The organism is Streptomyces sp. NPDC089919 (genome assembly GCF_040684615.1).
Taxonomy (GTDB): domain Bacteria; phylum Actinomycetota; class Actinomycetes; order Streptomycetales; family Streptomycetaceae; genus Streptomyces.
In genome coordinates this window covers 17,513-43,719 of the sequence record NZ_JBFBGK010000011.1, presented here as the reverse complement: position 1 = coordinate 43,719, position 26,207 = coordinate 17,513, and the positions used below count along the sequence as shown (strand labels likewise).

The window sequence follows — 26,207 nt, the reverse complement described above, 5'->3', positions numbered from 1 at the left end:
GGGCCCGACAAGGGCCCGGCCCCGCAGGGCCGGGCCCCCGGAGGATCAGGCCGCCGTCGCGCGGCGGCGGCGCAGGACGAAGGCCCCCGCCCCGGCCAGGGCGGCAGCCACCCCGGTGGCGGAGGCGGCCAGCGGGAGCGAGGAGGAGCCGGCGGGCTCGGGCGCGGCGTAGCCGCCCGCCTTGCCGGCCCGGGCGTACGCGGAGCCCGGGAGCTTGTCCCCGTAGGCCGTCCGCACCCGGGCCCCGTAGGCCGCGACGGAGACCCCGCGCGCGCCCACGGCCCGCACCGCGTCCGCGTCCAGCGGGACCACCCGCGTCCCCTTCGTCACGTACCAGGCGTCGATCTGCGGCTCCCGGAAGACCGTGCCGCCGGGCAGCGCCTTCGCGCCCTGTGCGGCGTAGCGGAACTCGTCGTCCCCGGTGGCGATGTTGACCACCTGCCAGCGCCCGGCCACCGGCGCGGTCCACAGGGAGGCGAGCTGCCCGTCCGCGGCGACCGCCTTGCTGGCCAGGAACTCGACCCGGGCCACCGGTGCCCCGGCCCGGCCGGCCACGAAGTCCGGCGAGAGGTAGTGCACGGCCAGCGCCGCACCCCGGACCTCGGGCCGGGCGCCGGCCACGGATATCCGGCCCTCCCGGGAGAAGAAGCGGGAGAGCGTGGCGAGGGTGCCGGGCGCGGCGGCCGCGTCGTGGGCGGCGGCCAGGTTCGCCGCGGTGGCGGCGGGCGGCTGGGGCGCCCCCGGCGCGGCGGAGGCCTGCGGGGCGAGCCCGAGGACGGCGGCGGCCAGCGCCCCGGCGAGCGCGGCGCAGCGGCGGGCGGTGCGTACGGTCATGGCGCTCACGCCCCGATCCGGTAGAGCGAGTGGGTCCAGGAGAAGGAGTTGTTGTTCACGTACCAGGCGTGCGAGGCCCAGTTGTAGCGGTCGCTCGAGGGCCACGGGTCGCCCCAGTAGACCCAGCTGTTGGCGGTGTCGTAGCCGTAGACCACGTGCATGTGGCCACCGCCGGAGGACCACTGGATCCGGGTCTCGACCGGCCGGTCGGCGTTGATCTCGGTCTGGACGGTGGTGTAGCGCAGCCAGCCGTCCACGTAGAGGCCGGAGTTGATGCCGGCCCAGTCCAGGGCGGTCTGGACGTTGCCGAGGGTGGCCTGGTTGTTGGGGCAGTCGTAGCCCTGCTGCCGGTTGAAGGCGGCGTTGCAGAACTGGTTCTGCGAATAGTTCCGGCCGAACCAGGTGGCGATGGTGTTGCCGCTCGCGGCCCAGCACCAGTTGGTCTTCTGCTGGGCCTGCATGGTGATGTTCAGCCGTCTGGCGGCCAGGGCCGCGGCGGGTGCGCCGGGGGTGGCGGGTGCGGTGTGGACGGGGGCGGCCGCCGCGTCCCGGACGCCGGCGGCCGCCGTGGCGGAGGCGGTGCCGGCGGGCAGGACGAGCAGCACTGCGGTGGTGAGGGCGGCCAGGAACAGCCGCCCGTGGGGATGGCGCATCGCGATCCTCCCGTGTGGGGCCTCCCGGTGGGGCCGGGAGGGGGTGGGGATTGGAGGAGCGCGTCCGGACGCTGTGGAGGAGCATCGGCCCCTCGTCGCGATCCGGTCAACACGCCGCACGGGCGGGTGACATCGTGGTGTGAACGGCGAGACTGCCCTGTGAACGCCCGGACAGCCGTCAACAGCAGCCCGGGCGGCCCCGGTGGGCTCCCCCGCCCCACCGCGCGTGAACGTTCACAGAGGAGTCGCCATGCCGCGGATCAGCCATCCCGGGCACGGCAGCGAAGCCGCCGCACCGGCCCGTCCGGCCGCAACCGTCCCCCCGCAGTCCCCGCCGGCCGCCCCGGGCGAGGGCGAACTCGCCCAGCTCCTGCGCGCCGGACCCTTCCACCTCGCGCTGCGCTCCGCCCTCGCGGCGCGCGGCCTGCCGCTCCAGCGGGTCCAGCACCGGCTGGCCGCCCGCGGCATCAAGGTCGGCGTCACCAGCCTCAGTTACTGGCAGCAGGGCGCCCGCCGGCCGCAGCGCACCGAATCCCTCAAGGCCGTGCAGGCCCTGGAGCAGATCCTGGAGCTGCCGGCCGGCGCGCTCACCCGGTTGCTGCTGCCGGCCGGCACCCGCACCGAGACCGCCCGGCCCACCGCCCGGCCCTACCGGTCGCTGGTGGCCGCTGGGGACGCGGTCGAGGCGCTGCTCGCCGAGCTGGAGTGCCCGGCGGACGGGGGCCTGCACACCGTCGGCCACCAGGAGCGGGTCCGGATCGGGGCGGCGCACGAGCTGCGCGGCCGGGACTCGCAGCACGTCGTCCGGGCGCACCGGGACGGGATCGACCGGTACCTGGCCATCCACCACGGCGACCCGGGCTGCGACCCCGCGCGGGTGGAGGTCCGGGCGCACGAGAACTGCCGTACCGGGCGGGTGCGCTGGCACCGGGAGACCGGGGTGGTGGTCGCGGAGCTGCTGTTCGACGCCCGGCTGCGGTCCGGGGACACGTACCTCTTCGGGTACGGCTTCGAGGACGGCACCGGCGGCCGCTCCAGCGAGTACCTGCGCGGCTTCGGCTACGCCGGCGGCCAGTACGTCCTCCAGGTCCGCTTCGACGAGGCGGCCCTGCCGGTGCGCTGCCGGCGCTTCAGCCAGGTCTCGCCGGGGGCCCCGCGCGGGGCCGTCGCGGACCTCACGCCCAGCGGCCGGCACCGGGCCGTGCACCTGGTGGAGACCTCGGTGCGGCGCGGGATCCTCGGGATCGGCTGGGACTGGGAGTAGCCCGGCGGCCGGCCCGGGGTCAGCCCGCGATCAGCTTGCCGTTCTCGACCTTCAGCGGGACCGAGGGCAGCGGGGAGGGCGCCGGGCCGTCGAGGACCTTGCCGGTGTTCACGTCGAAGCGGCTGCCGTGGCAGGGGCAGTTGCCCTGGCCGTCCTCGATCTTGTCGAGCACGCAGCCGCGGTGGGTGCAGGTGGCGCTGAAGGCCTTGTACTGGCCCTTGGCGGGGCAGCTGACCAGCAGCCGCTGCTCGCGGTAGAGCTTGGCCCCGCCCACCGGCACGTCGGCCGCGGCGCCGAGGTCCACCGGCTCCTCGAACTTGGTGTCGCCGTTGCCGGCCTCGGACTCCGTGGAGCAGGCGGTGGCCGTCAGGCCCGCGCCGGCGGCGCCGGCCACCGCGGCGGCGCCCTTCAGGACGGTACGGCGGGCGGCGGTCTGGCCGGACATGGCTTCTCCACGGGGTCGGCCGGGGCGTCTGCCGGTCTTCGCGGGACGGCCCGGGCTGGTGCGGTGCGACCCCGCCGACGATACCCGCGGCCGCTGTGCGGCCGCTGTGCGGGGGCGGACCGGTGGGATACGTTCGGCGGCATGATCGTCGTCGGCGGAGAAGCCCTGATCGACCTCGTGCCCGCCCCGGAGCCGCCCGGGGCGCTGCTGCCCCGCCCGGGCGGCGGGCCGTACAACACCGCCCTCGCCCTGGGCCGGCTCGGCGCCGCGGCGGCCTTCTGCTCGCGGATCTCCACCGACGCCTTCGGCGAGCGGCTGCTCGACGGACTGCGGGCGGCGGGGGTGGACTGCACGCTGGTGCAGCGGGGCCCCGAGCCGACCTCGCTGGCGGTGGCCTCGCTGGGACCGGACGGCTCCGCCTCCTACGGCTTCTACACCGAGGGCACCGCCGACCGGCTCTTCACCGCCCCCGAACTCCCGGCGGCGGCGCGGGCGCTGGCGCTCGGCACCTGCTCGCTGGTCCTGGAGCCCGGCGCGAGCGCGTACGAGGAGCTGCTGCGGACGGCCGCGGGCCGGGGGCTGTTCACGCTGCTGGACCCCAACATCCGCCCGGCGCTGATCCCCGATCCGGCCGCCCACCGGGCCCGGTTCCTGGGCTGGCTGCCGTACGTCTCGGTGCTCAAGCTCTCCGAGGAGGACGCCCGGTGGCTGGGCGGCGGACCGGCGGACTGGCTGGCCGCGGGGCCGGAGGCGGTGGTGCTGACCCGGGGCGGGGCGGGCCTGACGGTACGGACCCGGGCGGGCGCGGAGTACGACGTACCGGCCCGGCGGGTGGCGGTGGCGGACACCATCGGGGCGGGCGACACGGTCAACGCGGCCCTGCTGCACCGGCTTCCGGGGGTGGCGGAGCCCGACTGGCCGGCGGTGCTGGACTTCGCGGCCCGGGCGGCCGCGCTGACCTGCACCCGGCCCGGGGCCGAACCGCCGTATGCGTCCGAATTGTGACGGGCCGCCAAAAGCCGGACGGATTGCGGAGTTTACGAAACCGCCCTGGTCAGCGACGCTATGAGCGCGCAACGGCAGCCAGAGCGAAGAGGACCGCGACTGTGACGGAATACGTGGAGTACGACGGCGGGCGGATCGCCTACGACGACGACCGGGCCCAGGGGCCGCTCGTCGTGTGCGTCCCGGGCCTGGGCAACACCCGTGCCGCGTACCGGTTCCTGACCGAGGACCTGGCGGTCGCCGGGTTCCGGGTGGTCAGCTGCGATCTGCGGGGCACCGGCGAGGCGGACGCCGGGGAGCGGGACTACGCACCGGGCGCGCTGGCGGGCGACCTGCGCGCGCTGATACGCCACCTGGACGCGGGACCGGCCTTCGTGGTCGCGCACGCCAACGCGGCGGGGGCGGCGGCACTCGCGGCCGCGGCCGAGCCGGAGCTCTTCCACGGGCTGGTGCTGGTGGCGCCGTTCGTCCGGGCGGGCGCCGGGGCGGGGCTGCGCGCCGGGCGGTTCGCGCGGTCGTGGACCCGCCAGTGGGCCGCGCTGCTCGGGGACGGGAAGCCGGAGGACTTCTACGACGCGAAGAAGGAGCTGGCCGGCGCGCTGAAGCAGCCGGGGCACCTGGCGGCGCTGCGGGCAATGCTGGCGGCGGACCCGGGCGCGGCGGAGCCGGCCCTGGCGCGGCTGGCGGAGCTGGGAGTGCCGGTCCAGGTGGTGATGGGCGGCACGGACCCGAACTTCGCGCCGGACCCGCTGGACGCGGCGGAGTGGATCGGCGAGCGCTCCGGGGGCCAGGTCCTGCTGATCGACGACGCCGGGCACTACCCGATGCTGGACCGCCCCGCGGAGCTCGCGGCGGCGGCCATCCCCTTCATGGCCCGGATCGCCACCCGCCGCCCGGCCTGAGGCCGGGCGCGGTACGGACGAGGGCGGAGGGGGCCCGGCCGGCTCCCTCCGCCCTCACTGTGTCCGCTGCCGCCGGGCCGGTCCGCTCAGGCCTTCTTGGCCCGCGCGGAGGCGGCCTTCTTGGCGGGGGCCTTGGCGGCGGTCTTGGCCACCGCCGCGGTCTTCTTCGCCGCCGCGGTCTTCTTGACGGCCGCGGTCTTCTTCGTGGCGGTGGTGTCCGCCGCCGCCCGGGTGCCCGCCGCCGTCTTGCGGGCCGGGGCCTTCTTGGTCCCGCGGGCCGCCGGCACGCTCGCGTCGGAGACCCGGTCGGCGCCCAGGATGTCCCGCAGGAACTTGCCGGTGTGGCTGGCGCCCACCGAGGCCACCTGCTCGGGGGTGCCCTCGGCGACCACCAGGCCGCCGCCGTAACCGCCCTCGGGGCCCATGTCGATGACCCAGTCGGCGGTCTTGATGACGTCGAGGTTGTGCTCGATGACGATCACCGAGTTGCCCTTGTCGACCAGGCCGGAGAGGACCTTGATGAGCTTCGAGATGTCCTCGAAGTGCAGACCGGTGGTCGGCTCGTCGAGGACGTAGACCGTGCGCCCGGTGGAGCGCTTCTGGAGCTCGGAGGCGAGCTTCACGCGCTGCGCCTCGCCACCGGAGAGGGTGGGCGCCGACTGGCCGAGCCGGACGTACCCGAGGCCGACCTCGGTGAGGGTGCGCAGGTGGCGGGCGATGGTCGGGACCGCCTCGAAGAAGCCGAGGGCCTCCTCGATCGGCATGTCCAGCACCTCGGCGATGGACTTGCCCTTGTAGTGGACCTCCAGGGTCTCGCGGTTGTACCGCGCGCCGTGGCAGACCTCGCACGGGACGTACACGTCCGGGAGGAAGTTCATCTCGATCTTGATGGTGCCGTCACCGGAGCAGTTCTCGCACCGGCCGCCCTTGACGTTGAAGGAGAACCGGCCCGGCAGGTAGCCGCGGACCTTGGCCTCCATCGTCTCCGCGAAGAGCCGGCGGACGTGGTCGAAGACGCCCGTGTACGTGGCCGGGTTGGAGCGCGGGGTGCGGCCGATCGGCGACTGGTCGACGTGGACGACCTTGTCGACCAGGTCGTCGCCGGCGACGCGGGTGTGCCGGCCGGGGACCGTGCGCGCGCCGTTGAGCTCGCGGGCCAGGTGCGTGTACAGGATGTCGTTGACCAGGGTGGACTTGCCCGAGCCGGAGACGCCGGTGACGGCGGTGAGCACGCCCAGCGGGAAGGACACGTCGATGTCGCGGAGGTTGTTCTCCCGCGCGCCGTGGACCGTGAGCCGGCGGCCGGTGTCCACCGGGCGGCGGGCGTCGGGGACCGGGATGGACCTCTTGCCGGAGAGGTACTGGCCGGTCATCGACTCGGTGTTCTTCAGCAATTCCTTGAGGGAGCCGCTGTGCACGACCTTGCCGCCGTGCTCACCGGCGCCGGGGCCGATGTCGACCACCCAGTCGGCCACCTTGATGGTGTCCTCGTCGTGCTCGACGACGATGAGGGTGTTGCCCATGTCCCGCAGCCGGACCAGGGTCTCGATCAGGCGGTGGTTGTCGCGCTGGTGCAGGCCGATGGAGGGCTCGTCCAGGACGTAGAGCACGCCGACCAGGCCGGAGCCGATCTGGGTGGCGAGCCGGATGCGCTGGGCCTCGCCGCCGGAGAGCGTGCCGGCGGCGCGGCTGAGCGAGAGGTAGTCGAGGCCGACGTCCACCAGGAAGCGGAGGCGTTCGTTGACCTCCTTGAGGACCCGCTCGGCGATCTGCTTGTCGCGGGCGTCCAGCCGCAGCTCGCCGAGGAAGTCGGCGCACTCGCTGATCGACATCGCGGCGACCTCGGCGATGGACTTCTCCATGACCGTCACGGCGAGCACGATGGGCTTCAGGCGTGAGCCCTGGCAGGTGGGACAGGGCACCTCGCGCATGTAGCCCTCGAAGCGCTCGCGGCTGGCGTCGCTCTCGGACTCGGAGTGCCGGCGCTTGACGAAGGGGACGGCGCCCTCGAAGGCGGTGGTGTAGGCGCGCTCGCGGCCGTAGCGGTTGCGGTAGCGGACCTCGATCTGGGTCTTGTGGCCGTACAGCAGGGCCTTCTTGGCCCGCTGCGGCAGCCCGGCCCAGGGGATGTCGGTGCGGAAGCCCAGCTCCTCGGCGAGTGCGCCGACCAGGCGGGAGAAGTAGTCCTTGGTGGCGCCCAGCGACCAGGGCGAGACGGCGCCCTCGTCGAGGGACTTCTCCTCGTCCGGGATGATCAGCTCCGGGTCGACCTCCATGCGGGTGCCGATGCCGGTGCACTCCGGGCAGGCGCCGAAGGGCGAGTTGAAGGAGAAGGAGCGGGGCTCCAGCTCCTCGAAGGAGAGGTCGTCGTACGGGCAGTAGAGGTGCTCGGAGTACATCCGCTCACGCTCGGGGTCGTCCTCGGCGAGGTCGACGAAGTCCAGGATGACCATGCCGCCGGAGAGACCGAGGGCGGTCTCCACGGAGTCGGTGAGCCGGCGCTTGGCGCTCTCCTTGACGGTGAGGCGGTCGACGACCACCTCGATGGTGTGCTTCTCCTGCTTCTTCAGCACCGGCGGCTCGGCGAGCTGGACGGTCTGGCCGTCCACCCGGGCCCGGCTGTAGCCCTTGGTCTGGAGGTCGGCGAAGAGGTCGACGAACTCGCCCTTGCGCTCGCGCACCAGCGGCGAGAGGACCTGGAAGCGGCTGCCCTCGGGCAGCGCGAGGACCTTGTCGACGATGGCCTGCGGCGACTGGCGGGAGATCGGCCGGCGGCACTCGGGGCAGTGCGGCTTGCCGATGCGCGCGAAGAGCAGGCGGAGGTAGTCGTAGACCTCCGTGATCGTGCCGACCGTGGAGCGGGGGTTGCGGGAGGTGGACTTCTGGTCGATGGAGACCGCCGGGGACAGTCCTTCGATGAAGTCGACGTCGGGCTTGTCCATCTGCCCGAGGAACTGGCGGGCGTACGACGACAGGGACTCGACGTACCGGCGCTGGCCCTCCGCGAAGATCGTGTCGAAGGCGAGGGAGGACTTGCCCGACCCGGAGAGTCCGGTGAAGACGATGAGCGAGTCGCGGGGCAGGTCGAGCGAGACGTTCTTCAGGTTGTGCTCGCGAGCGCCACGAACGATGAGACGGTCGGTCACGCCGGTCCGCACCTTTCTTGAGAGAGCCGGGAGGGAACGGGCCCCCGTCCCAGGGTATGGGGGGCGCCGCGAAGCTGTATCGAGGTTCGACTTCCGAGCGTATAGCACGCGCATTCGATTTCCGGCGCCCGGACGGCCGCTTCACCCGATCGTGTGGCGGGGACTAGGGTCGGACCATGATTGATCATGTGCACGACCTGCGATCTGTACGTGAAGCCACGGACCGGCTGCTGACCGCGGTCGCGAAACTGGACAACGCCGCGCTGGCCGAGGAGTCACACCTCCCCGGCTGGACCCGCGGCCACATCCTGGCCCACCTGGCCCGGAACGCCGACGCCCTCGTCAACGTCTTCGAGGGCCGCCCGATGTACGCGAGCGGTGAGACCCGGGACGCGGACATCGAGCGCGACGCCGGCCGGACGTTGGAAGAACACCTGACGGACCTCCGTGATTCCGGGGCCCGCTTCCTGGCCACCACGGAGCCCGAGCAGGACTGGCAGCGGACCGTGGAGCTGCGCAACGGCGTCACCGACACCGCCTCCCGGGTCCCCTTCCGGCGCCTGGTCGAGGTCGAGCTGCACCACGTCGACCTGAACATCGGCTACGAGCTCGCCGACCTGCCCGACGAGTTCGCCGAGCGCGAGATCGCCTTCCTCGCCGACCGCTGGTCGGGCCACCCGGACGTCCCCCCGGTCACCGTCCGCTACTACGCCGGCGGCCCGTCCTGGACCACCGGCGGCACCGAGGGCACCCCCGTGGTCCTCAGCGGCGCCCAGGACGACGTGCTCGGCTGGCTGTCCGGCCGCGGGCTCAAGGGTGCCCACCTCGCCATCGAGGCCGGCGACGCCGTGCCCGAACTCCCCGCGCTCTAGGATTCCGACATGACGTACAGCGGAGCGGTCAAAGTCGGCGGTCCGGCCGACGTGCACGAACTCGCGGACCTGATGATCTCGAAGGTCGCGGTCGGCCCCATGAACAACAACGCCTACCTGCTGCGCTGCCGGGCCACCGGCGCGCAGCTGCTGGTCGACGCCGCCGCGGAGGCGGACACCCTGCTCGGCCTCATCGGTGACGACGGCATCGAGTCCGTGGTCACCACCCACCGGCACGGCGACCACTGGGGCGCGCTGGCGGAGGTCGTCGAGGCGACCGGGGCCCGCACCTACGCGGGCGCCTTCGACGCCGAGGGCATCCCGGTGGCCACCGACGTGCTCGTCCAGGACGGCGACACCATCACGGTCGGACGGGTCTCCCTGACCGCCCGCCACCTGGTCGGCCACACCCCGGGCTCGATCGCCCTCGTCTACGACGACCCGCACGGCCACCCGCACGTCTTCACGGGCGACTGCCTCTTCCCGGGCGGCGTGGGCAACACCCACGGCGACGCGGCGGCCTTCGCGACCCTGCTCGACGGCGTCGAGGAGAAGATCTTCAAGAAGCTGCCGGACGAGACCTGGGTCTACCCCGGCCACGGCAACGACACCACCCTGGGCGCCGAGCGCCCGCACCTGGCGGAGTGGCGCGAGCGCGGCTGGTAGGCCGCCCGCCCGGCCCGTACCCGGCTACGCCTTGACGCCCGCGCGGCGTCAAGGCGTACGCCCGGTGCACCCGTTCCGGTCAAGATCGCCGGAGCCCCCTACCCAGCCCGCCCGGACGCGCGGTAGGTGGAGCCCATGCGCACCGCACCCCCGTCCCCGCCGATGCTCCGGATCGCCCTGGCCTCGCTGGCCGGGACCGCCATCGAGTTCTACGACTTCTTCGCGTACGGCACCGCCGCGGCCCTCGTCCTGGGGCCGCTGTTCTTCCCCGCCTTCTCGCCGCTGGCCGGCACCCTGGCCGCCTTCGCCACCTTCGGCGTGGGCTTCGTGGCCCGGCCGCTCGGCTCGGCCGTCTTCGGCCACGTGGGCGACCGCTACGGCCGCCGGCCGGTGCTGGTCGGCTCGCTCCTGCTGACCGGCGCCGCCACCGTCTCCATCGGCTTCCTGCCCGGGTACGCCACCCTCGGGGCGGCCGCGCCGCTGCTGCTGGTGGCGCTGCGCTTCCTCCAGGGCTTCGGGGTGGGCGGCGAATGGGGCGGGGCCGTGCTGCTCACCGCCGAGCACGCCCCCGAGGGCCGGCGCGGACTGTGGTCCGGCTTCCCCCAGCTCGGCCCGCCGGTCGGTTTCCTGCTCGCCAACGGCGTGATGCTCGGCGTCTCGACGACGCTGAGCGAGGAGCAGTTCCGGTCCTGGGGCTGGCGGGTGCCGTTCTGGGCGGCGGGCCTGCTGGCGATCGCGGGCCTGCTGCTGCGGGCCGCGGTCGAGGAGACCCCGGCCTTCCGGGAGCTGGCCCGGTCGCAGGACCGCTCGGGCGCCCCGCTGACCGAGGTGTTCCGCTCGCACTGGCGGCTGGTCCTGCTGACCGGTGGCGCCCTCGCGACCGGCTACGCGGTCTTCTACGCGGTGACCACCTGGTCGCTGGCGTACGGGACCGAGCACCTGGGCGTGGACCGCACCACCATGCTGCTGTGCGTGATGACGGCGGTGGGCCTCAAGGGGCTCGCCACCCCCGTCTTCGCGGTCCTCGGCGACCGGTGGGGCCGCCGCACGATGTGCCTGGCCGGCTGCACGGCCTCGGCACTGTGGATGTTCCCGCTCTGCGCCCTGCTGAGCACCGGCCGGCCGGTCCTGATGACCCTGGGCTTCCTGGGCGCGCTGCTGGGCATGGTCACGATGTTCGCGGTGGTCTCGGCGTACCTGCCGGAGCTGTACGAGCCGCGGGTGCGCTGCACCGGCGCGGCGGTGGGCTACAACCTGGGCGGGGTGCTGGGCGGTGCGCTGACCCCCGTGGTGGCGACCGCCCTGGCGGGCGACGGCGGGCCGCCCTGGGGCGTGGCGGCGTACCTGACGGGGGTGGCGCTGGTCAGCCTGGGCTGTGTGGCGCTGCTGCCGGACACCCGGCCCGGGAAGGTGGCCACGAGGACGGGGGCGGCCGAAGCGGCCGCCCCCGCATAGCCCGGGTCCCGGTACTGAGGCCTCCACCGCGGCCCGGGTCCCCCGGGGGTCAGGCCTCGACGCTCTCCTTGCTGTCCTCGCCGGCGGCGGCCTCGGCCGCCGCCTGCTTCTTGGAGGCGATCAGGCTGGTGATCGTGGTGATCACCAGGACGCCGCAGATGACGGCGAGGGAGAACGGGATCGAGATCTCCGGGACGTGCACGCCCGACTCGTGCAGGGCGTGCAGCACCAGCTTGACGCCGATGAAGCCGAGGATGACCGAGAGCCCGTAGCTGAGGTGCACCAGCTTCTTCAGCAGGCCGCCGATGAGGAAGTACAGCTGCCGCAGGCCCATCAGGGCGAAGGCGTTGGCGGTGAAGACGATGTACGGGTCCTGGGTGAGGCCGAAGATCGCCGGGATGGAGTCCAGGGCGAAGAGCACGTCGGTGGTGCCGATCGCGAGCATGACCACCATCAGCGGGGTCAGCACGCGCTTGCCGTTGTTCTGGATGAAGAGCTTGGTGCCGTGGTAGCGGTCGGCGACGCCGAACCTCTTCTCGACGGACTTGAGGAGGCGGTTCTCCTCGAACTCCTCGTCCTCCTCGTCGGCCCGGGCCTCCTGGATGAGCTTCCAGGCGGTGTAGATCAGGAACGCGCCGAAGATGTAGAAGACCCAGGAGAAGGTGGTGATGATCGCGGCGCCCGCGGCGATGAAGATCGCCCGGAGCACCAGGGCGATCAGCACGCCGACCAGCAGCACCCGCTGCTGGAGGTGGGAGGGCACCGAGAACTTCGCCATGATCAGGACGAAGACGAAGAGGTTGTCGACGCTGAGCGACTTCTCGGTGATGAAGCCGGCGAAGAACTCCCCGGACGCCTGGCTGTTCCCGAAGAACAGCAGGCCCAGGCCGAACAGGACGGCCAGGACGATCCAGACGACCGTCCAGATGCCCGCTTCCTTGATCGACACGTCGTGCGGTTTGCGGCCGATGAAGAAATCGGCGCCGATGAGGATGCCCAGACCGAGAATGGTCAGCACCCAGAGGGTCAACGAAACGTCCACTACTCACGCCTCCGGCAGATGGCTCAACAAGGTCAGCGTCATCGCTGCCGGAGGTCTCTTCCACCTGGGAGCGCCGTTCGCGCCCGGGCCGGCGCCCCGGGACCGGAAGGTCCGTATTGACGGGAACGCCGCAGTAGGAATACTCCCCTCCGCTGCCCCAAGGGTACCCGTCGGAGGCGCCGAAGGTAAAGGGATTGCCAAAGACGGGTCAGCGGAAGGTCATGCGGGACCGGTACGCGCGGCTACCCCGGCGGGACCGTGCCCAGCCGGGCGAGCACCTGCCGGACCTCACCGGGGGTCGGCCGCAGCGGCTCGTACGTCCACGCGTGCCCCACCCACGGGTCGGCGAGGTGGTCGTCGGGTACCGGGCTCAGCCGCAGCAGCGAGCGCCACAGCGGGTCGAGCAGCGGGCCGTGGGCCGAGGCCTCGTCCCGGTCGGCCACCATCAGCAGGTGCAGCCCGACCCCGGGGCCCTCGTCGGCGAGGTAGCGCAGCCGGGCCACGGACCGGTCGTCGAAGCCGTGCGGGAAGTCGTGCACGATCAGCAGCCGGGCGGCCGGGTCCAGGCCGGGCGGCAGCGCCTCGCGGGCGCCGCCCCGGGCCGCCATCTGCAACAGGTCGACCTGGCCGGTCAGCCGCTCCAGCAGGGCGGCGGTACCGGCGGCGCCGGCGGCGGGCGGCTCGGCCAGCAGCCCGGCCAGCGGGGCGAGCGCGGCGGCCGCGGCGCCCGCCGGGTCGATGGCGTGCACGGCGAGGGCGCCGGCCGGATGCGCGGCCAGCAGGCGCAGGGTGAGGGCCACGGCCGTGTCCAGGGCGGCGGCGCGCAGCTCGGGGGTGTCCATGGCCATGGCGGCCTCGGAGCCGGTGCGGCCGTGGTCGATCCACAGCCCGCGCTCCAGGGGCAGCCGGACCAGCATCGGCACCCGCAGCTCCGGGGCCTCGGGCAGGCTGAGGTCGCCCAGCCGCACGGCCATGGCCGGCTGGTCGGGATGGGCCCGGTCGCGCCAGCGGGCGCTGTCCCAGCGGGCGAAGGCCGCGGGCAGCGCGGGCTCGACCACCTCGGCCTCGGCGGCCAGCTGGGCGAGCCCGGCGTCGAGCACGGCCCTGGCCTGGTCCACCAGCTCGGCCCGGCGGGCCTCGGCGGTGTCCCGGGCCGCGTCCACGGCCCCGCCGAGGCGGGCCCGCGGGTCGGTCAGCGAGCGGTCCAGCTCTCGCTCGAAGCGGGCGTCGGCGAACTCCACCGCGCTGCGGTAGGCGGCCATCGCCCGGGCCAGGTCCTCGAACATGCCCCAGACCTGGTTGTACAGCCGCTCCTCCAGGCTCCACCCGGGCGCGTCACCGGCCACCGGCGCCGGGGCGCCGCCGGCGTCCTGGGCCGCCGGCGCGGCCGGCGCGGCAGCGCTCCGGCGGGGGTGGGCGTAGTCGATCCCCGAACCGGCCGGGCCGGGGCCGGGCACGGGAGCGGCGACGGTGGGCGGACCGGCATCCGGCAGGGGAGCGGCCACGGCCGGCGGACCCGCCTCCGGCACGGGACCGGCCGCGGTCGGCGGACCGGCCTCCGGCACGGCGGTGGGCGGGCCGGAGGCCGCCAGGGCCGCGGCGGCCGCGGCGGCGGTGCCGCAGACCCGGCCCGGCAGCCCGGTGCCGGCGGCCGGGGTCGTACCGGCCTCGGCGCAGGCGCTGCGGGCCAGCAGCTCGGCCTCGGCGGCCGCCATGCCGTGGTCGGCCAGCAGGTCCGGCAGGCCGCCCGCGTAGCCCTGGCCGACGGCCCGCACCTTCCAGGCGTCCTGGCGGCGGTAGAGTTCGAGGACCACCAGCGCGGTCTCGGCGTCGAGCCCGGACACCTCGTAGCGGACCACCGCGGCGCCGTCGGGTCCGGTGACGGTGGCCCAGGGCGCGGGCAGCGCGCCGAAGCGGGCCGGCCCGCCCGCCCCGGGCGGCAGCGCCAGCACCAGGCCGACCCGGTGCACGTCCGCGGGCAGCAGGGCGAGCTCCACCGCGGCGCCGCCGGTGCCGTCGGCCCCCGGCTCCCACAGCGAGACGCCGGGCGGCACCGGCAGGCCCGGCCGCACCAGCGCCCAGGAACCCGGCAGCCGGCCCGCCGCGTCCGCGAGGGCGAGGCAGACGAGCGCCCCGGCGCCCGCCGCGACCCGCACCTCCACCGGGCTCCCGGGCAGCGGGTGGTTCTGACCCCGCACCAACTCGGCCGCCGTCATGGCCGTCCCCCCTCGCTCCGTGCCCGTGCCCGTGCCGTGTGCCTACCGCTCCGTCAGAGGTGCCGGACGATCGACGGCATCAGGTCCTGGAACGTCCGGCCGTTGGCCGGGTCGCCGAGGGCCGTCATCGTCCAGCCGCCGCCGGCCGCGCGGTGCACCTTCGCCATGATCTGGGCGGTGTACTGGCCGCCGCCGGTCAGCGTGTAGCGGGCCAGCTCCTGGCCGTTGGTCTCGTCGACCAGGCGGCAGAAGGCGTTCTCCACCTCCAGGAAGGTCTGGCCGGTGAAGGAGTTGACGGTGAAGACGATCTGGTCGACGTGGACCGGGACCCGCTGGAGGTCCACCAGGATCGACTCGTCGTCCCCGCCCTGGCCCACGCCGCCGACGAGGTTGTCGCCGGTGTGCCGGACGGAGCCGTCGTCGCTCACCAGGTGGCGGAAGAACACCACGTCCACCGGCTGCTGCTCGGCGAAGAGCACGGCCGAGGCGTCCAGGTCGATCTCACGGGTGCGCGACCCGAACAGTCCGCGGCGCTTGGCGGCCTGCCAGCCGAGGCCCATGCGCACCGCGGTCAGCGTGCCTCCGTCGGCCTTCGTCAGGCTGATGGCCTGGCCCTTGGTCATGTTGACCGTCACGCGAGGTCCCCTCTCGATGCGTCGCTTCGCCGCACTCACCCGCGGCTGCCCCAACCCTACGCAGCACCGGCCGGAACCCGCCCCGGACCGGCCGGATCCGTATCAGTCCTGAGACACACGCGGGCGGGGCGGGGGATGTGCGGGTCCCCGCACATCCCCGGGCCCCGCTCAGGCCATGCCGGCTTCCTTCATCTGGCGCAGCTCCTTCTTGAGTTCGCCGACCTCGTCCCGCAGCCGGGCCGCGACCTCGAACTGCAGCTCGGCCGCAGCGGCCCGCATCCGCAGGGTCATCTCCTCGATCTGCTCGGCCAGCTGGGCCGCCGGCCGGTCGGTGGCCTCGACGGGGCCCTTCTTCGCGGCCTTGGCGGCCTTGCCGCCGAGCGCGGGCACCGGCGCCTTGGCGGCCTTGCCCTCCTTGGCCTGCCGGTAGCCGGAGCCGAGCAGTTCCTCGGTGTCGACCTCCTCGCGGGCGATGGTCGCGACGATGTCGTTGATCTTCTTGCGGAGCGGCTGGGGGTCGATGCCGTTGGCGGTGTTGTAGGCGATCTGCTTCTCCCGGCGGCGGTTGGTCTCCTCGATGGCCTTCTCCATCGCCGGGGTCATCTTGTCGGCGTACATGTGGACCTGGCCGGAGACGTTGCGCGCCGCGCGCCCGATGGTCTGGATCAGGGAGGTCCCCGAGCGCAGGAAGCCCTCCTTGTCGGCGTCGAGGATGGCCACCAGGGAGACCTCGGGGAGGTCCAGGCCCTCGCGGAGCAGGTTGATGCCGACCAGGACGTCGTACTCGCCCGCGCGCAGCTCGCGCAGCAGCTCGATGCGGCGCAGCGTGTCCACGTCGCTGTGCAGGTAGCGGACCTGGATGCCCAGCTCCAGGAAGTAGTCGGTCAGGTCCTCCGCCATCTTCTTGGTGAGGGTGGTGACCAGGACCCGCTCGTCCTTCTCGGTGCGCTTGCGGATCTCGTGGACCAGGTCGTCGATCTGGCCCTCGGTGGGCTTGACCACGACCTCCGGGTCGACCAGTCCGGTCGGGCGGATGATCTGCTCGACGAAGCCGTCGCCGCGGGAGAGTTCGTACTTGCCGGGGGTGGCGGAGAGGTACACCGTCTGGCCGATCCGCTCCAGGAACTCCTCCCACTTCAGCGGGCGGTTGTCCAGCGCGGAGGGCAGCCGGAAGCCGTGGTCGACCAGGGTCCGCTTGCGCGAGGCGTCGCCCTCGTACATCGCGCCGATCTGCGGGACCGTCACGTGGGACTCGTCGATGACGAGGAGGAAGTCCTCGGGGAAGTAGTCGATCAGCGTGTTCGGTGCCGAGCCGCGCTCGCGGCCGTCCATGTGGAGCGAGTAGTTCTCGATGCCGGAGCAGGACCCGATCTGCTGCATCATCTCGAGGTCGTAGGTGGTGCGCATGCGCAGCCGCTGGGCCTCCAGCAGCTTGCCCTGCTTCTCCAGCTCCGAGAGCCGCCCGGCCAGCTCGGTCTCGATGCCCGCGATGGCCTTCTGCATCCGCTCGGGACCGGCGATGTAGTGGCTGGCGGGGAAGACGTACAGCGTGTCGTCGGCGCTGATCACCTCGCCGGTCAGCGGGTGCAGCGTGGACAGCGCCTCGATCTCGTCGCCGAACATCTCGATCCGGACGGCCAGTTCCTCGTAGACCGGGAAGATCTCGATGGTGTCGCCGCGGACCCGGAAGGTGCCGCGGGTGAAGGCGAGGTCGTTGCGCGTGTACTGGATGTCGACGAAGCGGCGCAGCAGCTGGTCCCGGTCGATCTCCTCGCCGACCTTGAGCGGCACCATGCGGTCCACGTACTCCTGCGGCGTGCCCAGGCCGTAGATGCAGGAGACCGAGGCGACCACGATCACGTCCCGGCGGGTCAGCAGGGAGTTGGTGGCGGAGTGCCGCAGCCGCTCCACCTCCTCGTTGATCGAGGAGTCCTTCTCGATGTAGGTGTCCGACTGGGGGACGTACGCCTCGGGCTGGTAGTAGTCGTAGTACGAGACGAAGTACTCGACGGCGTTGTTCGGCAGCAGCTCGCGGAACTCGTTCGCCAGCTGGGCCGCGAGGGTCTTGTTCGGTGCCATGACCAGCGTCGGGCGCTGGAGGCGCTCGATCATCCAGGCGGTGGTCGCCGACTTGCCGGTGCCGGTGGCGCCGAGCAGGACGACGTCCTTCTCGCCGGCGCGGATGCGCCGCTCCAGCTCCTCGATGGCCGCGGGCTGGTCACCGCTGGGCTGGTAGGGACTGACGACCTCGAAAGGCGCCACCGTGCGTTCGATCTTCGATACGGGCCGCATGGATCCACCGTACGACCCGGCGCTGACACTCACGTGCCGCCGGCCCGCCGCTCAGGCGTCGTACGGCGGGTAGACGGGCCGCCGGGGCACCGGCACCGGCTCGGGGGCCTCGCCCGGCTTCTGCCAGTCGGGCGTGCCCATGACCAGCAGCGGGTCGAACATCACCACCACCCCGGCCAGCACCAGGAAGACCACCGGGCCGACCAGCATCGGGGCCAGCAGCCCGGCCGGAGCCTCGCCGCCCAGGGCGCCGAGCCCGCCGTGCAGCCGGACCCGGACCGCGGCCATGGCGGTGTAGTGCATGCCGCTGACGGCCAGGCCCATGACGAGGCTGGCCCCGATCGCGGCCCACAGGCCGCGGACGGTCACCGCCGCCCACAGGGCCGCGGTGGCCGCGACCACCGCGACGACCACGGAGAGGGTGACGATCGTGGTGCTGTACTCGAGGTGGCCGCGCAGCCGCATGCCCGCCATGCCCAGGTAGTGCATGGAGGCCACGCCGAGACCGGTGATGGTGCCCCCGGTGACCAGGGACATGGGCGTGCTCCCCCGGTACCCCACGATGAAGATCCCGATGCCCACCATGACGATCGCGACGGCGAGGCTCGCGAACGTGGTCCGTTTGTCGTAGTTCAGTGGCGATTCGGCCACGGTGAACCCCATCATCGCGATGAAATGCATCGACCAGATCCCGGAACCGATGGCGGTCGCCCCCAGCGCCAGCCAGCCGGGCCGCCACGATCGCTCGACGAGGAGGGACCGGGTCGTGCACCGCAGCCCCAGCGCGCCGCCGAGACATGCCATCAGATACGCCGCCAGGGGCGTCATCACGCCATAGCTGAACCCATCGACCGTGCCGACCGTGCCGGTCACGACGCCCGCCCCGTCCATACCCGTCCGTCCTTCCGCCCACCCCCGCCGCCACCGGGCCCAACCCGTCAGTACCGGGACCCGATTGAGGGCGAGAGTAGGGCCGCGGACCGGCCTCGCGCACCGCATCCCGCGAACATTCCCACAGCAGATTCCCGCCACCGAGGCGATCCGGACGGATTCGTTCTCCTCGCGGACACCCGACGTCCCCCCTGTGTTACTGACGCACTGTCACACTTCTTCACTCAGGGTTACCGACCCGCTCGATGTGGTCATCACTCCGTCGCAGGCCGCCCGGCGGCCCTCGGCACGAGGAGCAGCACATGCACGTACGCCCCTTCACCACGGCGGCAGCCGCCGCCCTGCTCGGCCTCACCCTCGCCCTGACGGGCGGCTCCGTATCGGCCGCGCGGACCCCCGCGCCCGGCCCCTACCGGCTCGACGCCCCCGAGGTGTTCGCCCACCGGGGGGCTTCGGCGTACGCGCCGGAGAACACCCTCGCCGCCATCGACCACGCCGAGGCGCTGGGCGTCGAGTGGATGGAGAACGACGTCCAGCGCACCAAGGACGGGGTGCTGGTCGTCATCCACGACGAGACCCTGACCCGCACCACGGACGTGAAGCGGGTCTTCCCCGGCCGCTCCCCCTGGCGGGTGGCGGACTTCACCGCCGAGGAGATCTCCCGCCTCGACGCGGGCAGCTGGTTCGCCCCCGCCTTCGCCGGCACCCGCATCCCCACGCTGCGCGAGTACCTGGCCCGGCTGGACTCCAACCAGGAGCGGCTGCTCCTGGAGATCAAGCTGCCGGAGCGGTACCCCGGGATCGAGCGGGAGACCGTCCAGCTCCTGGACGAGGCGGGCTGGCTGGACGAGCGCCACGTCGGCCGCCGCCTGGTGGTGCAGAGCTTCAGCGCGGCCTCCATCCGGGCCGTGCACGCCCTGCGCCCCGACCTGACCACCGCCTTCCTGGGCACCCCGACCACCGCCGAGCTGGCGTCGTACGCCGCCTTCACCGACCGGATCAACCCCTGGTACGGCGGGATCGACGCCGACTGGGTGGCGGCCGTGCACGGCCTGCGCGGGCCGCACGGCCGGCGGATGCAGGTGGACGCCTGGACGGTGGACAGCGCCGCGGCCGCCCAGCGGGTCCGCGACCTGGGCGTCGACGGGATCATCAGCAACAAGCCGGACGTGGTCCGGGACGCGGTGGGCGGCTTCTGAGCCCCGGCGCCGACAGCCCCGGCCCCGCCCGCGGGGCCGGGGCTGTCGGCGGGCCGCCGTACCGTGGTCCCGTGAACCCCGTAGAGCCTCAGAACACGGACGGCCCCGTCGCGCTGCGCGAGGACGAGGACCGGCGGCTGGAGTGGACCGTCGTCGACAGCGGCGTCGGCCCGCTCTTCCTCGCCGCGACCGGCACCGGCCTGGTCCGGGTCGAGTTCCACGGCTCGGAGCGCCGGATCGCCCCGCTCGCCGCCCGGCTGGGCGCCGAGCCGGTGCGGCCGGCGGCCGGCCGTGAGGTGCTGCTCGCCGAGCCGGTGCGGCAGCTGGCCGCGTACTTCGCCGGCCGGCTGCGCCGCTTCGAGCTGCCGCTCGACTGGCGGCTGATCGCCGGCTTCAACCGGCTCGTACTGCGCGAGCTGGACCGCTCGGTGCCCTACGGCTCGGTCGTCGGGTACGGCACCCTGGCCGCGCGCGTCGGCCAGCCCGGGGCCGCCCAGGCGGTGGGCGCGGCCATGGGCGCCAACCCGCTGCCGGTCGTGGTGCCCTGCCACCGCGTCGTGGAGCGCGACGGCGGCATCGGCGGCTTCGGCGGCGGCCTGGAGGCCAAGCGCATCCTGCTGGCGCTGGAGGGCGTCCTGCCCGAGCCCCTCTTCTGACCTGCGGGTCCGGGCCGGTCCCGGACGGATGTGCGGTTCCCGGTGGCGGCGAGGGCTGGGAGACTGCGGGGGTGACCACCGACCCCGCCCCTCCGGCGCCCTGCGCCGACGCCCCGCCGGTCGCCGCGGACCAGCTCCCCGCCCTGCGCCGGCGCACCAACGCCGTGCTCATGGCCAGCCAGGTCCTCGGCGGCCTCGGCGTCCCCATCGGCATCGCGCTCGCCCCGGTGCTGGCCACCGAGGTCAGCGGCAACGAAGCCCTCTCGGGGCTGGCCCCCACGGCCTCGGTGACCGGCACCGCGCTGCTGTCGCTGCCGCTGGCCGCGCTGATGACCTCCCGCGGCCGGCGCCCCGGCCTGGTCCTCGCGTACCTGATCGGGGCCGTGGGCGGCGGCCTGGTGGTGCTCGGCGCCGTCCTCGGCAGCTTCCCGCTGCTGCTCCTGGGCATGGCGGCCTTCGGCGCCGGCTCCTCGGCCAACCTCCAGGCCCGGTTCGCGGCGGCCGACCTGGCCGCCCCCGACCACCGCGCCCGGGCCATCTCCACGGTCGTGTGGGCCACCACCCTCGGCGCCGTCCTCGGCCCCAACCTGTCCGCGCCGGCGAGCCGCAGCTTCGCGGACACCGCGATACCCGAGCGGGCCGGCCCGTTCCTGTGGGCCGCCGGGATCTTCCTGCTGGCCGCGATCGTGGTCGGGGTACTCCTGCGGCCCGATCCGCTGCTCACCGCGCGGGCGCTGGCCGGTCCGGCGGCCCAGCGCGCGGAGGGCCGCTCGCTGCGGGCCGGTCTGGCGGCCGTGGCCGCCTCGCCCCGGGCCCGGCTCGCGCTGGTCACGGTCGCCGTCTCGCACACCGCCATGGTCTCGATCATGGTCATGACCCCGGTGGACCTCGGCCACCACGGCGCCGACCTGGAGCTGGTCGGCCTGGTCATCAGCGGCCACATCGCCGGCATGTACGCCTTCTCGCCCGTGTGGGGCTGGCTGGCGGACCGGATCGGGCGGTTCTCGGTGATCGGCCTGGCGGCCGGGCTGATCGCGGTCGCCGCGGCCCTCGCCGGCACCGCGGGCGACCGGCACGCCCAGACCGCCGCCGGACTCTTCCTGCTGGGCCTGGGCTGGTCGGCCGGCATGGTCTCCGGTTCGGCGCTGCTGACCGACTCGGTGCCCACCCCGGCCCGGGCCGCCGTACAGGGCCTGTCGGACCTCACCATGAACGCCTGCGCGGGCCTGGGCGGCGCCGCGGCGGGCCTGGTCGTCTCCACGGCCGGCTACGGCTGGCTGAACCTCATCGGCGCCTGCCTGCTGCTGCCGGTGGCGGCGCTGGCGCTGGTCACCTCGCGCCGCCACCCCGTGGTGCCCGCCAAGGCCCCGTAGGGACGCGCGGGCCCGGGCCGTCAGAGGTTGATGTGGTACGCCTTGCGCAGGGTCTCGTGGACCGTCCACGTGGTGCGGTCGCCCTCGCGCAGGACGGCCGCCGAGCCGGGGCCGACCTCCAGCGTCTCGCCGCCGGCCACCTCGATGGTGGCCCGGCCGCTGAGCACCACGAACAGCTCGTCGGCCTCGGTGTCGGTGACCACGCCCGGGGTGATCTGCCAGATCCCGCGCAGCTGCCGGCCGTCCGGGGACTCCCAGAACACCTTCCCGGTGACGACCGGCGTGCCGGCGACGATCTGCGCGGGGTCCAGCGGCTCCGGCTCGAGCTCGGCGTCGGGGACCGAGACGGCGAAGGAGGCGGGGAGGGGGGCTGCGGAGGCGTGGTCGTTCGTGCTCATGCCCGCACCCTAGTGCGCACCCCGCGCCCCGGTCGGTGACCAGGACGTCCAGCGTCGGCGCCGTTCGCCCGGCACTGTGTCCGGCCGTGGGGCCCTTCCGGGCCTGCTGGGGGGCGTGATCACGCCGTACCGGCGGCGGCGCGTTTGCGGCGGCGGACGGCGTGCCATGGATGGGGACATGCCACAGCACTCAGCGATCCCGGTCCTGTCGGAGGAAGTCCGCGAGGCCCTCGCCGCGCGGCGCCCCGTCGTCGCCCTCGAGTCCACGATCCTCGCGCACGGCCTGCCACGCCCCCGCAACCTCCAGGTGGGCGAGGAGCTGGAGGCGCTGGTACGGGCCCGGGGCGCGGTGCCGGCGACCGTCGCGGTGCTCGACGGGGTGCCGTACGCGGGCCTGGACAAGGCCCAGTTGGAGCGGGTCGCGGGGGACGACGCGGTGCGCAAGCTGGGCCACCGGGACCTGCCGGCGGCGCTGGCGACCGGGGCGAGCGGCGCGACCACGGTCTCGGCCACCGCCTTCCTGGCCGCCCGCGCGGGGCTGCGCGTCTTCGCCACCGGCGGGCTGGGCGGCGTCCACCGCGAGTGGACCGCGACCCAGGACGAGTCGGCCGACCTGGCGCTGCTGGCCCGGACCCGGATCACGGTGGTCTGCGCCGGGGTGAAGTCGATCCTCGACGTACCGGCCACGCTGCAGCGGCTGGAGACGCTGGGGGTGACCGTCCTGGGCTACGGGACGGATCGTTTCCCCGGCTTCTACCTGCGCAGTTCGGGCGAGCCGGTGGACTGGACGGTGGACAGCCCGCGGCAGGTTGCGGCCGTGATGGCCGCCCAGGACTCCCTCGGCGGGCCGGACTCGGCGATCCTGGTGGCCAACCCGGTCGCGGCGGAGGAGCAGTTGGACCCGGAGCTGCACGACCGGGTGCTGGCCGAGGCGCTGGCCGCGGCCGGTTCGGCCGGGATCACCGGCCAGGCGGTGACGCCGTTCCTGCTGTCGTACCTGGTACGGGCGACCGGCGGGGCATCGCTGGAGGCCAACCTGGCGGCGGTCCGCGGCAACGTCCGGCTGGCGGCCGGGATCGCGGCGGCCTGGGCCCAGCCCCGGTGAGCGGTGCCCTGCTGGTCGTCGGCGACGTGGTCACGGACGTGGTGGCGGTCCATCCGGAGCCGCTGGCCCCGGCGACGGACACCGCGGCCCGGATCCGCACCCTGCCGGGCGGCGCGGGGGCCAACGCGGCCTGCTGGGCGGCCCATGAAGGCCTGGCGGAGGTCGGGCTGCTGGCCAGGGTGGGCACCGAGTCGGCCGACTGGCACGAGCGGGCGCTGGCGGCCGCGGGGGTGCGGGCCCGCCTGGTGGTGGATCCGGCGGAGCCGACCGCCACGGTCGTCTCGCTGGTGGACGGCGAGGCCGAGCGGACCTTCCTGACCGACAGCGGCGCCGCACTGCGGCTCTCCCCCGCCGACTGGGCGCCCGAGCTGCTGGACGGGGTCGCCCATCTGCACCTGTCCGGCTACCTGTTCTTCGGCGAGACCAGCCGGGAGCTGGCCCGGCTCGCGCTGCGCACGGCGCGGGACCGCGGGGTGCCGGTGAGCGTGGACCCGGCCTCGGCGGGGTTCCTGGCCGCCTGGGGGGTGGAACGTTTCCTCAGTGCGATCGGCGGGGCCGAGGTGCTGCTGCCCAACGAGGACGAGGCACGGCTGCTGGCCGGGGTGGAGCCCGGGGAGGACGTGGCGCGGGCCGCGGCCGGGCTGAGCCGGCGGGTGCCGCTGGTGGTGGTGACCCGCGGGGCGGCGGGCGCCCTGGTCGCCGAACGCGGCGCGGTGACCGCGCGGGTGCCGGGCCGGCCGGCCCGGGCGGTGGACTCGACGGGCGCCGGGGACGCCTTCACGGGCGGGTTCCTGGCCGCCCGGCTCGGCGGCGCGGACCCCGCAGCGGCGGCCCGGGCCGGCTGCGCGGCCGGCGCGGCGGCGGTGGGACGGCTGGGCGGCCGCCCGCCGGGCTGAGCCCCGGCCCGGCGTCAGCCCGCCCGGATGCCGCTCCAGGCGGGGTGGCGCGGGTCGTCGGCGCGGACCACCGCGTCCGCGGCGGCCGCGGGATCGGTCTCGGCCTCGTACCGGGCGAACGCGGGCAGCGTCCAGCGCTCGGCCGCCGGGGTGCGGCGGGCCAGCGCGCCCGGGGAGAGCCGGACGTGCAGGCTCAGGTCGAAGGGGAACCAGTGCCCGAGCAGCAGCGGGCCGTGCACGATCACCACCCCGCCCGGGGGCAGTTCGACGTACGGGCTGCGGGTCGCCCGGTCGGTGGCCGGGTCCCACAGGTCCGGCAGCACCCGGCCGGTGCCGCCCGGCTCCAGCGGGCCGAACACCTCCCGCCACAGCGCGGCGGTGTCGTACCAGCCGCCCAGGTAGGAGTCGACGTCCTCGCGCCCGAACTCGAAGCGCAGGGAGGCCGGCCGCAGGAACCCGTCGGCCGGGACCACCAGCACCGGACGGCCCCGCCGGCGCAGCGCCTCGGCGGTGGCCGCCGCCAGTTCGCCCGTACCGGCCGCGGGCGCGCCGTCCAGCGCCAGCCGGGGCCAGGGGCTCCCGTCCCGGGTGCCGGGGTGGTCCTCGAGGTGCCCGGCGAGGGCTTCGGCCAGCCGCTCCCAGGTGATCGCTTCCATCCGCACGCCCCCATTGTCGGCCCCGCCCCGGGCGGCCGGCGGCCCGGGCCCCCGGCGGGTCCGGGGGCGTTGTCAGTGGCCGGGCCTAGCGTTCTTCCCGTGGGACCGAGGCGGCGCGAAGGACCGCCGGTTCCTGCCTGGGAGGGGTCTGTCATGTCCGGAGTCGCGTTGGCCGGGGACGTCACGTATCTGGAGCTGTCGCAGGACGGCGGCGGAGCGCACAAGTTCTACGAAGTCGCCGTCGCCGGCACGGTCGTGACGGTGCGCTACGGCCGGATCGGGGCCGAGGGCCAGGTGCAGACCTCGTCCTTCGCCACGACCGACAAGGCCCGCGCGGCCGCGGCCAAGAAGGTCGGCGAGAAGGTCCGCAAGGGCTACGCCCCGGCGGTGCGCGGGCAGCGCGCGGCCCGCCCGGTGACCCGCCGTCAGGTGACCTCCGCGCCCTCGACGGCGCGGGCGGTGGCGCCCGTGCTGTGGCGCTTCCGCACCGGCGCCGCGGCCTTCGGCATCCATGTGGACGAGGACCGCTGCTGGGTGGGCAACCAGTCCGGCGACGTGTACACCCTCAGCCACGGCGGCGAGGTGCTGGCCCGCTACTCCCTGCCGGACGGGGTCAAGTGCCTGGTGGCGGACGAGTTCTGGATCTACGCGGGCTGCGACGACGGCACGGTCTACGACCTGTCCTCCAAGGTGCCCTTCGGCGCCTACACCATCGCGGAGGACGTGGACATCTTCTGGCTGGACATCCACGAGGGCGTCCTGGACGTCGCGGACGCCGCCGGCGGGCTGACCGTCATCGACCACGAGGACGAGTACCAGTGGTCCCGCCGCTCGGCGGGCACCAACGCGTGGATGGTCCGGGCCGACGGGGACGCCGTCTACCACGGCCACTCCCAGGGCGTGACGGCCTACGCCCCGGACGGCGGCGGCGAGTTGTGGCACGCCCCGACCAACGGCGCGGTGCTGTTCGGCTGGCAGGAGGACACCGCGGTGTACGCCGGCACCGGCCGGCACGTGGTGCAGCGCTTCTCCAAGCGGACCGGCGCCCTGGAGGCCACGTACCGCTGCGACACGGCCGTGTACTCCTGCGCCACCTCGCCGGACGGCCGGCACGTCTTCGCGGGCGACTCGTCCTCGTCGGTGTACTGCTTCGACGCCGACGGCCGCCGGCTGTGGAAGCTCGGCACCGGCGGCGGCTCGGCGCTCTCGATGCAGTACTTCGACGGGAAGCTCTACCTGGTCACCACCGACGGCTCGCTGGTGTGCGTGGACGCGAGCGAGGCGGCGATCGCCGCCGCCCAGCAGGGCAGCGTCCCGACCGCGGTGGACGTCAAGCAGGCCGCGGCCCTGCCGACGTACACCCCGGCCGCCTCGGTCGCCCACGTCCCGACGGTCTCCGCCGCGCCCGCGGGCGGGATCGTGGTCGAGTGCGTGCAGCAGGGCGGGCGGCTGCGCGTCCAGGTCGTCTCGGGCGGCTACGAGCAGTCCTGGCACGTCCAGTTCCCCCGCGGCATCCGCGAGCCGGGCGCCCGGTACGTGGTCGACGGCCTGCACCCCGCGTCCGGGTTCTACCGGGTGCGCGGCGAGATCCACCGGCTGGTCTGAG

23 protein-coding genes are annotated in these 26,207 nt (G+C 74.2%); 12 read left to right on the top strand and 11 right to left on the bottom strand.

Going from position 1 to position 26,207, the window contains the following annotated elements:
* Nucleotides 1–45: 45 nt before the first annotated feature.
* On the bottom strand, nt 46–834 hold the full coding sequence (locus AB0O40_RS07415) for a hypothetical protein (RefSeq protein WP_365036736.1): 789 nt from the start codon (nt 832–834) through the stop codon (nt 46–48).
* A 5-nt stretch (nt 835–839) separates the two neighbouring features.
* A complete protein-coding gene (locus AB0O40_RS07410) occupies nt 840–1,487 on the bottom strand; it encodes a papain-like cysteine protease family protein (protein ID WP_365036617.1) in 648 nt (215 codons plus the stop codon).
* 250 nt (nt 1,488–1,737) lie between these two features.
* On the opposite strand from AB0O40_RS07410, the gene AB0O40_RS07405 reads away from it, so the two are divergent.
* Complete coding sequence (locus AB0O40_RS07405; protein WP_365036615.1) at nt 1,738–2,751, top strand: hypothetical protein; 1,014 nt, start codon at nt 1,738–1,740, stop codon at nt 2,749–2,751.
* 19 nt (nt 2,752–2,770) lie between these two features.
* Here the strand turns inward: AB0O40_RS07405 and AB0O40_RS07400 are convergent, their stop codons facing one another.
* Nucleotides 2,771–3,196, bottom strand: coding sequence for a Rieske (2Fe-2S) protein (locus tag AB0O40_RS07400; RefSeq protein ID WP_365036613.1), 426 nt, complete (start codon nt 3,194–3,196; stop codon nt 2,771–2,773).
* Nucleotides 3,197–3,337: 141 nt separating this feature from the next.
* On the opposite strand from AB0O40_RS07400, the gene AB0O40_RS07395 reads away from it, so the two are divergent.
* Together AB0O40_RS07395 and AB0O40_RS07390 are read left to right on the top strand one after the other, a co-directional pair.
* Complete coding sequence (locus AB0O40_RS07395) at nt 3,338–4,201, top strand: carbohydrate kinase (protein ID WP_365036611.1); 864 nt, start codon at nt 3,338–3,340, stop codon at nt 4,199–4,201.
* Between the two features lie 101 nt (nt 4,202–4,302).
* Nucleotides 4,303–5,103, top strand: a complete 801-nt coding sequence (locus AB0O40_RS07390) for an alpha/beta hydrolase (protein WP_365036609.1) — start codon at nt 4,303–4,305, stop codon at nt 5,101–5,103.
* Nucleotides 5,104–5,189: 86 nt separating this feature from the next.
* On the opposite strand, the gene uvrA is transcribed toward AB0O40_RS07390, so the two are convergent.
* A complete protein-coding gene (uvrA, locus tag AB0O40_RS07385; RefSeq protein WP_365036607.1) occupies nt 5,190–8,249 on the bottom strand; it encodes an excinuclease ABC subunit UvrA in 3,060 nt (1,019 codons plus the stop codon).
* Between the two features lie 176 nt (nt 8,250–8,425).
* On the opposite strand from uvrA, the gene AB0O40_RS07380 reads away from it, so the two are divergent.
* From AB0O40_RS07380 to AB0O40_RS07370, 3 genes are all read left to right on the top strand, one after another.
* The gene (locus tag AB0O40_RS07380; protein WP_365036605.1) at nt 8,426–9,121 is read left to right on the top strand and encodes a maleylpyruvate isomerase family mycothiol-dependent enzyme; all 696 of its coding nucleotides are present in this window, start codon (nt 8,426–8,428) and stop codon (nt 9,119–9,121) included.
* A gap of 9 nt (nt 9,122–9,130) precedes the next feature.
* Nucleotides 9,131–9,787 carry an MBL fold metallo-hydrolase gene (locus tag AB0O40_RS07375; protein WP_365036603.1) on the top strand — a complete coding sequence of 219 codons (657 nt, stop codon included), beginning with the start codon at nt 9,131–9,133 and terminating at the stop codon, nt 9,785–9,787.
* Nucleotides 9,788–9,949: 162 nt separating this feature from the next.
* A complete protein-coding gene (locus tag AB0O40_RS07370; protein ID WP_365036734.1) occupies nt 9,950–11,242 on the top strand; it encodes an MFS transporter in 1,293 nt (430 codons plus the stop codon).
* Between the two features lie 49 nt (nt 11,243–11,291).
* On the opposite strand, the gene AB0O40_RS07365 is transcribed toward AB0O40_RS07370, so the two are convergent.
* The 5 genes from AB0O40_RS07365 to AB0O40_RS07345 all read right to left on the bottom strand — a co-directional run bounded on the left by AB0O40_RS07365 (nt 11,292) and on the right by AB0O40_RS07345 (nt 18,318).
* On the bottom strand, nt 11,292–12,284 hold the full coding sequence (locus AB0O40_RS07365) for a TerC/Alx family metal homeostasis membrane protein (protein WP_365036601.1): 993 nt from the start codon (nt 12,282–12,284) through the stop codon (nt 11,292–11,294).
* A 242-nt stretch (nt 12,285–12,526) separates the two neighbouring features.
* Nucleotides 12,527–14,500: a TerD family protein gene (locus AB0O40_RS07360; RefSeq protein WP_365036599.1), complete on the bottom strand. Its 1,974-nt coding sequence runs from the start codon at nt 14,498–14,500 to the stop codon at nt 12,527–12,529.
* A gap of 53 nt (nt 14,501–14,553) precedes the next feature.
* A complete protein-coding gene (locus tag AB0O40_RS07355) occupies nt 14,554–15,135 on the bottom strand; it encodes a TerD family protein (protein ID WP_365036597.1) in 582 nt (193 codons plus the stop codon).
* Between the two features lie 168 nt (nt 15,136–15,303).
* Nucleotides 15,304–17,427: an excinuclease ABC subunit UvrB gene (gene uvrB / locus AB0O40_RS07350; protein ID WP_365036595.1), complete on the bottom strand. Its 2,124-nt coding sequence runs from the start codon at nt 17,425–17,427 to the stop codon at nt 15,304–15,306.
* Between the two features lie 51 nt (nt 17,428–17,478).
* The gene (locus AB0O40_RS07345) at nt 17,479–18,318 is read right to left on the bottom strand and encodes an MHYT domain-containing protein (protein WP_365036593.1); all 840 of its coding nucleotides are present in this window, start codon (nt 18,316–18,318) and stop codon (nt 17,479–17,481) included.
* Between the two features lie 302 nt (nt 18,319–18,620).
* On the opposite strand from AB0O40_RS07345, the gene AB0O40_RS07340 reads away from it, so the two are divergent.
* The 3 genes from AB0O40_RS07340 to AB0O40_RS07330 all read left to right on the top strand — a co-directional run bounded on the left by AB0O40_RS07340 (nt 18,621) and on the right by AB0O40_RS07330 (nt 21,546).
* A complete protein-coding gene (locus tag AB0O40_RS07340) occupies nt 18,621–19,517 on the top strand; it encodes a glycerophosphodiester phosphodiesterase family protein (RefSeq protein WP_365036591.1) in 897 nt (298 codons plus the stop codon).
* 113 nt (nt 19,518–19,630) lie between these two features.
* A complete protein-coding gene (locus AB0O40_RS07335) occupies nt 19,631–20,173 on the top strand; it encodes a methylated-DNA--[protein]-cysteine S-methyltransferase (RefSeq protein ID WP_365036732.1) in 543 nt (180 codons plus the stop codon).
* Nucleotides 20,174–20,244: 71 nt separating this feature from the next.
* Nucleotides 20,245–21,546 (top strand): MFS transporter, encoded by a 1,302-nt coding sequence (locus tag AB0O40_RS07330; protein WP_365036590.1) that lies wholly within the window; start codon nt 20,245–20,247, stop codon nt 21,544–21,546.
* Between the two features lie 20 nt (nt 21,547–21,566).
* On the opposite strand, the gene AB0O40_RS07325 is transcribed toward AB0O40_RS07330, so the two are convergent.
* On the bottom strand, nt 21,567–21,944 hold the full coding sequence (locus AB0O40_RS07325; protein WP_365036588.1) for a cupin domain-containing protein: 378 nt from the start codon (nt 21,942–21,944) through the stop codon (nt 21,567–21,569).
* A 178-nt stretch (nt 21,945–22,122) separates the two neighbouring features.
* On the opposite strand from AB0O40_RS07325, the gene AB0O40_RS07320 reads away from it, so the two are divergent.
* Complete coding sequence (locus AB0O40_RS07320) at nt 22,123–23,049, top strand: pseudouridine-5'-phosphate glycosidase (protein WP_365036586.1); 927 nt, start codon at nt 22,123–22,125, stop codon at nt 23,047–23,049.
* Complete coding sequence (locus tag AB0O40_RS07315; RefSeq protein ID WP_365036585.1) at nt 23,046–23,945, top strand: PfkB family carbohydrate kinase; 900 nt, start codon at nt 23,046–23,048, stop codon at nt 23,943–23,945. The genes AB0O40_RS07320 and AB0O40_RS07315 overlap by 4 nt, the downstream gene beginning before the upstream one ends.
* 14 nt (nt 23,946–23,959) lie before the next feature.
* Here the strand turns inward: AB0O40_RS07315 and AB0O40_RS07310 are convergent, their stop codons facing one another.
* Nucleotides 23,960–24,607: a uridine kinase gene (locus tag AB0O40_RS07310; protein ID WP_365036583.1), complete on the bottom strand. Its 648-nt coding sequence runs from the start codon at nt 24,605–24,607 to the stop codon at nt 23,960–23,962.
* 147 nt (nt 24,608–24,754) lie between these two features.
* On the opposite strand from AB0O40_RS07310, the gene AB0O40_RS07305 reads away from it, so the two are divergent.
* Complete coding sequence (locus AB0O40_RS07305) at nt 24,755–26,206, top strand: WGR domain-containing protein (protein WP_365036581.1); 1,452 nt, start codon at nt 24,755–24,757, stop codon at nt 26,204–26,206.
* Nucleotide 26,207: the final 1 nt, after the last annotated feature.

Excerpts from the sequence above, each read along its gene's own strand:
- AB0O40_RS07320 (WP_365036586.1), top strand. The coding sequence starts at position 22,123 with ATGCCACAGCACTCAGCGATCCCGGTCCTGTCGGAGGAAGTCCGCGAG.
- AB0O40_RS07370 (WP_365036734.1), top strand. The coding sequence starts at position 9,950 with ATGCTCCGGATCGCCCTGGCCTCGCTGGCCGGGACCGCCATCGAGTTC.
- AB0O40_RS07325 (WP_365036588.1), bottom strand. The coding sequence starts at position 21,944 with ATGAGCACGAACGACCACGCCTCCGCAGCCCCCCTCCCCGCCTCCTTC.
- AB0O40_RS07415 (WP_365036736.1), bottom strand. The coding sequence starts at position 834 with ATGACCGTACGCACCGCCCGCCGCTGCGCCGCGCTCGCCGGGGCGCTG.
- AB0O40_RS07360 (WP_365036599.1), bottom strand. The coding sequence starts at position 14,500 with ATGACGGCGGCCGAGTTGGTGCGGGGTCAGAACCACCCGCTGCCCGGG.
- AB0O40_RS07380 (WP_365036605.1), top strand. The coding sequence starts at position 8,426 with ATGATTGATCATGTGCACGACCTGCGATCTGTACGTGAAGCCACGGAC.
- AB0O40_RS07340 (WP_365036591.1), top strand. The coding sequence starts at position 18,621 with ATGCACGTACGCCCCTTCACCACGGCGGCAGCCGCCGCCCTGCTCGGC.
- AB0O40_RS07395 (WP_365036611.1), top strand. The coding sequence starts at position 3,338 with ATGATCGTCGTCGGCGGAGAAGCCCTGATCGACCTCGTGCCCGCCCCG.
- AB0O40_RS07345 (WP_365036593.1), bottom strand. The coding sequence starts at position 18,318 with ATGGACGGGGCGGGCGTCGTGACCGGCACGGTCGGCACGGTCGATGGG.
- AB0O40_RS07305 (WP_365036581.1), top strand. The coding sequence starts at position 24,755 with ATGTCCGGAGTCGCGTTGGCCGGGGACGTCACGTATCTGGAGCTGTCG.
- AB0O40_RS07375 (WP_365036603.1), top strand. The coding sequence starts at position 9,131 with ATGACGTACAGCGGAGCGGTCAAAGTCGGCGGTCCGGCCGACGTGCAC.
- AB0O40_RS07400 (WP_365036613.1), bottom strand. The coding sequence starts at position 3,196 with ATGTCCGGCCAGACCGCCGCCCGCCGTACCGTCCTGAAGGGCGCCGCC.
- uvrB (WP_365036595.1), bottom strand. The coding sequence starts at position 17,427 with ATGCGGCCCGTATCGAAGATCGAACGCACGGTGGCGCCTTTCGAGGTC.
- AB0O40_RS07405 (WP_365036615.1), top strand. The coding sequence starts at position 1,738 with ATGCCGCGGATCAGCCATCCCGGGCACGGCAGCGAAGCCGCCGCACCG.
- AB0O40_RS07410 (WP_365036617.1), bottom strand. The coding sequence starts at position 1,487 with ATGCGCCATCCCCACGGGCGGCTGTTCCTGGCCGCCCTCACCACCGCA.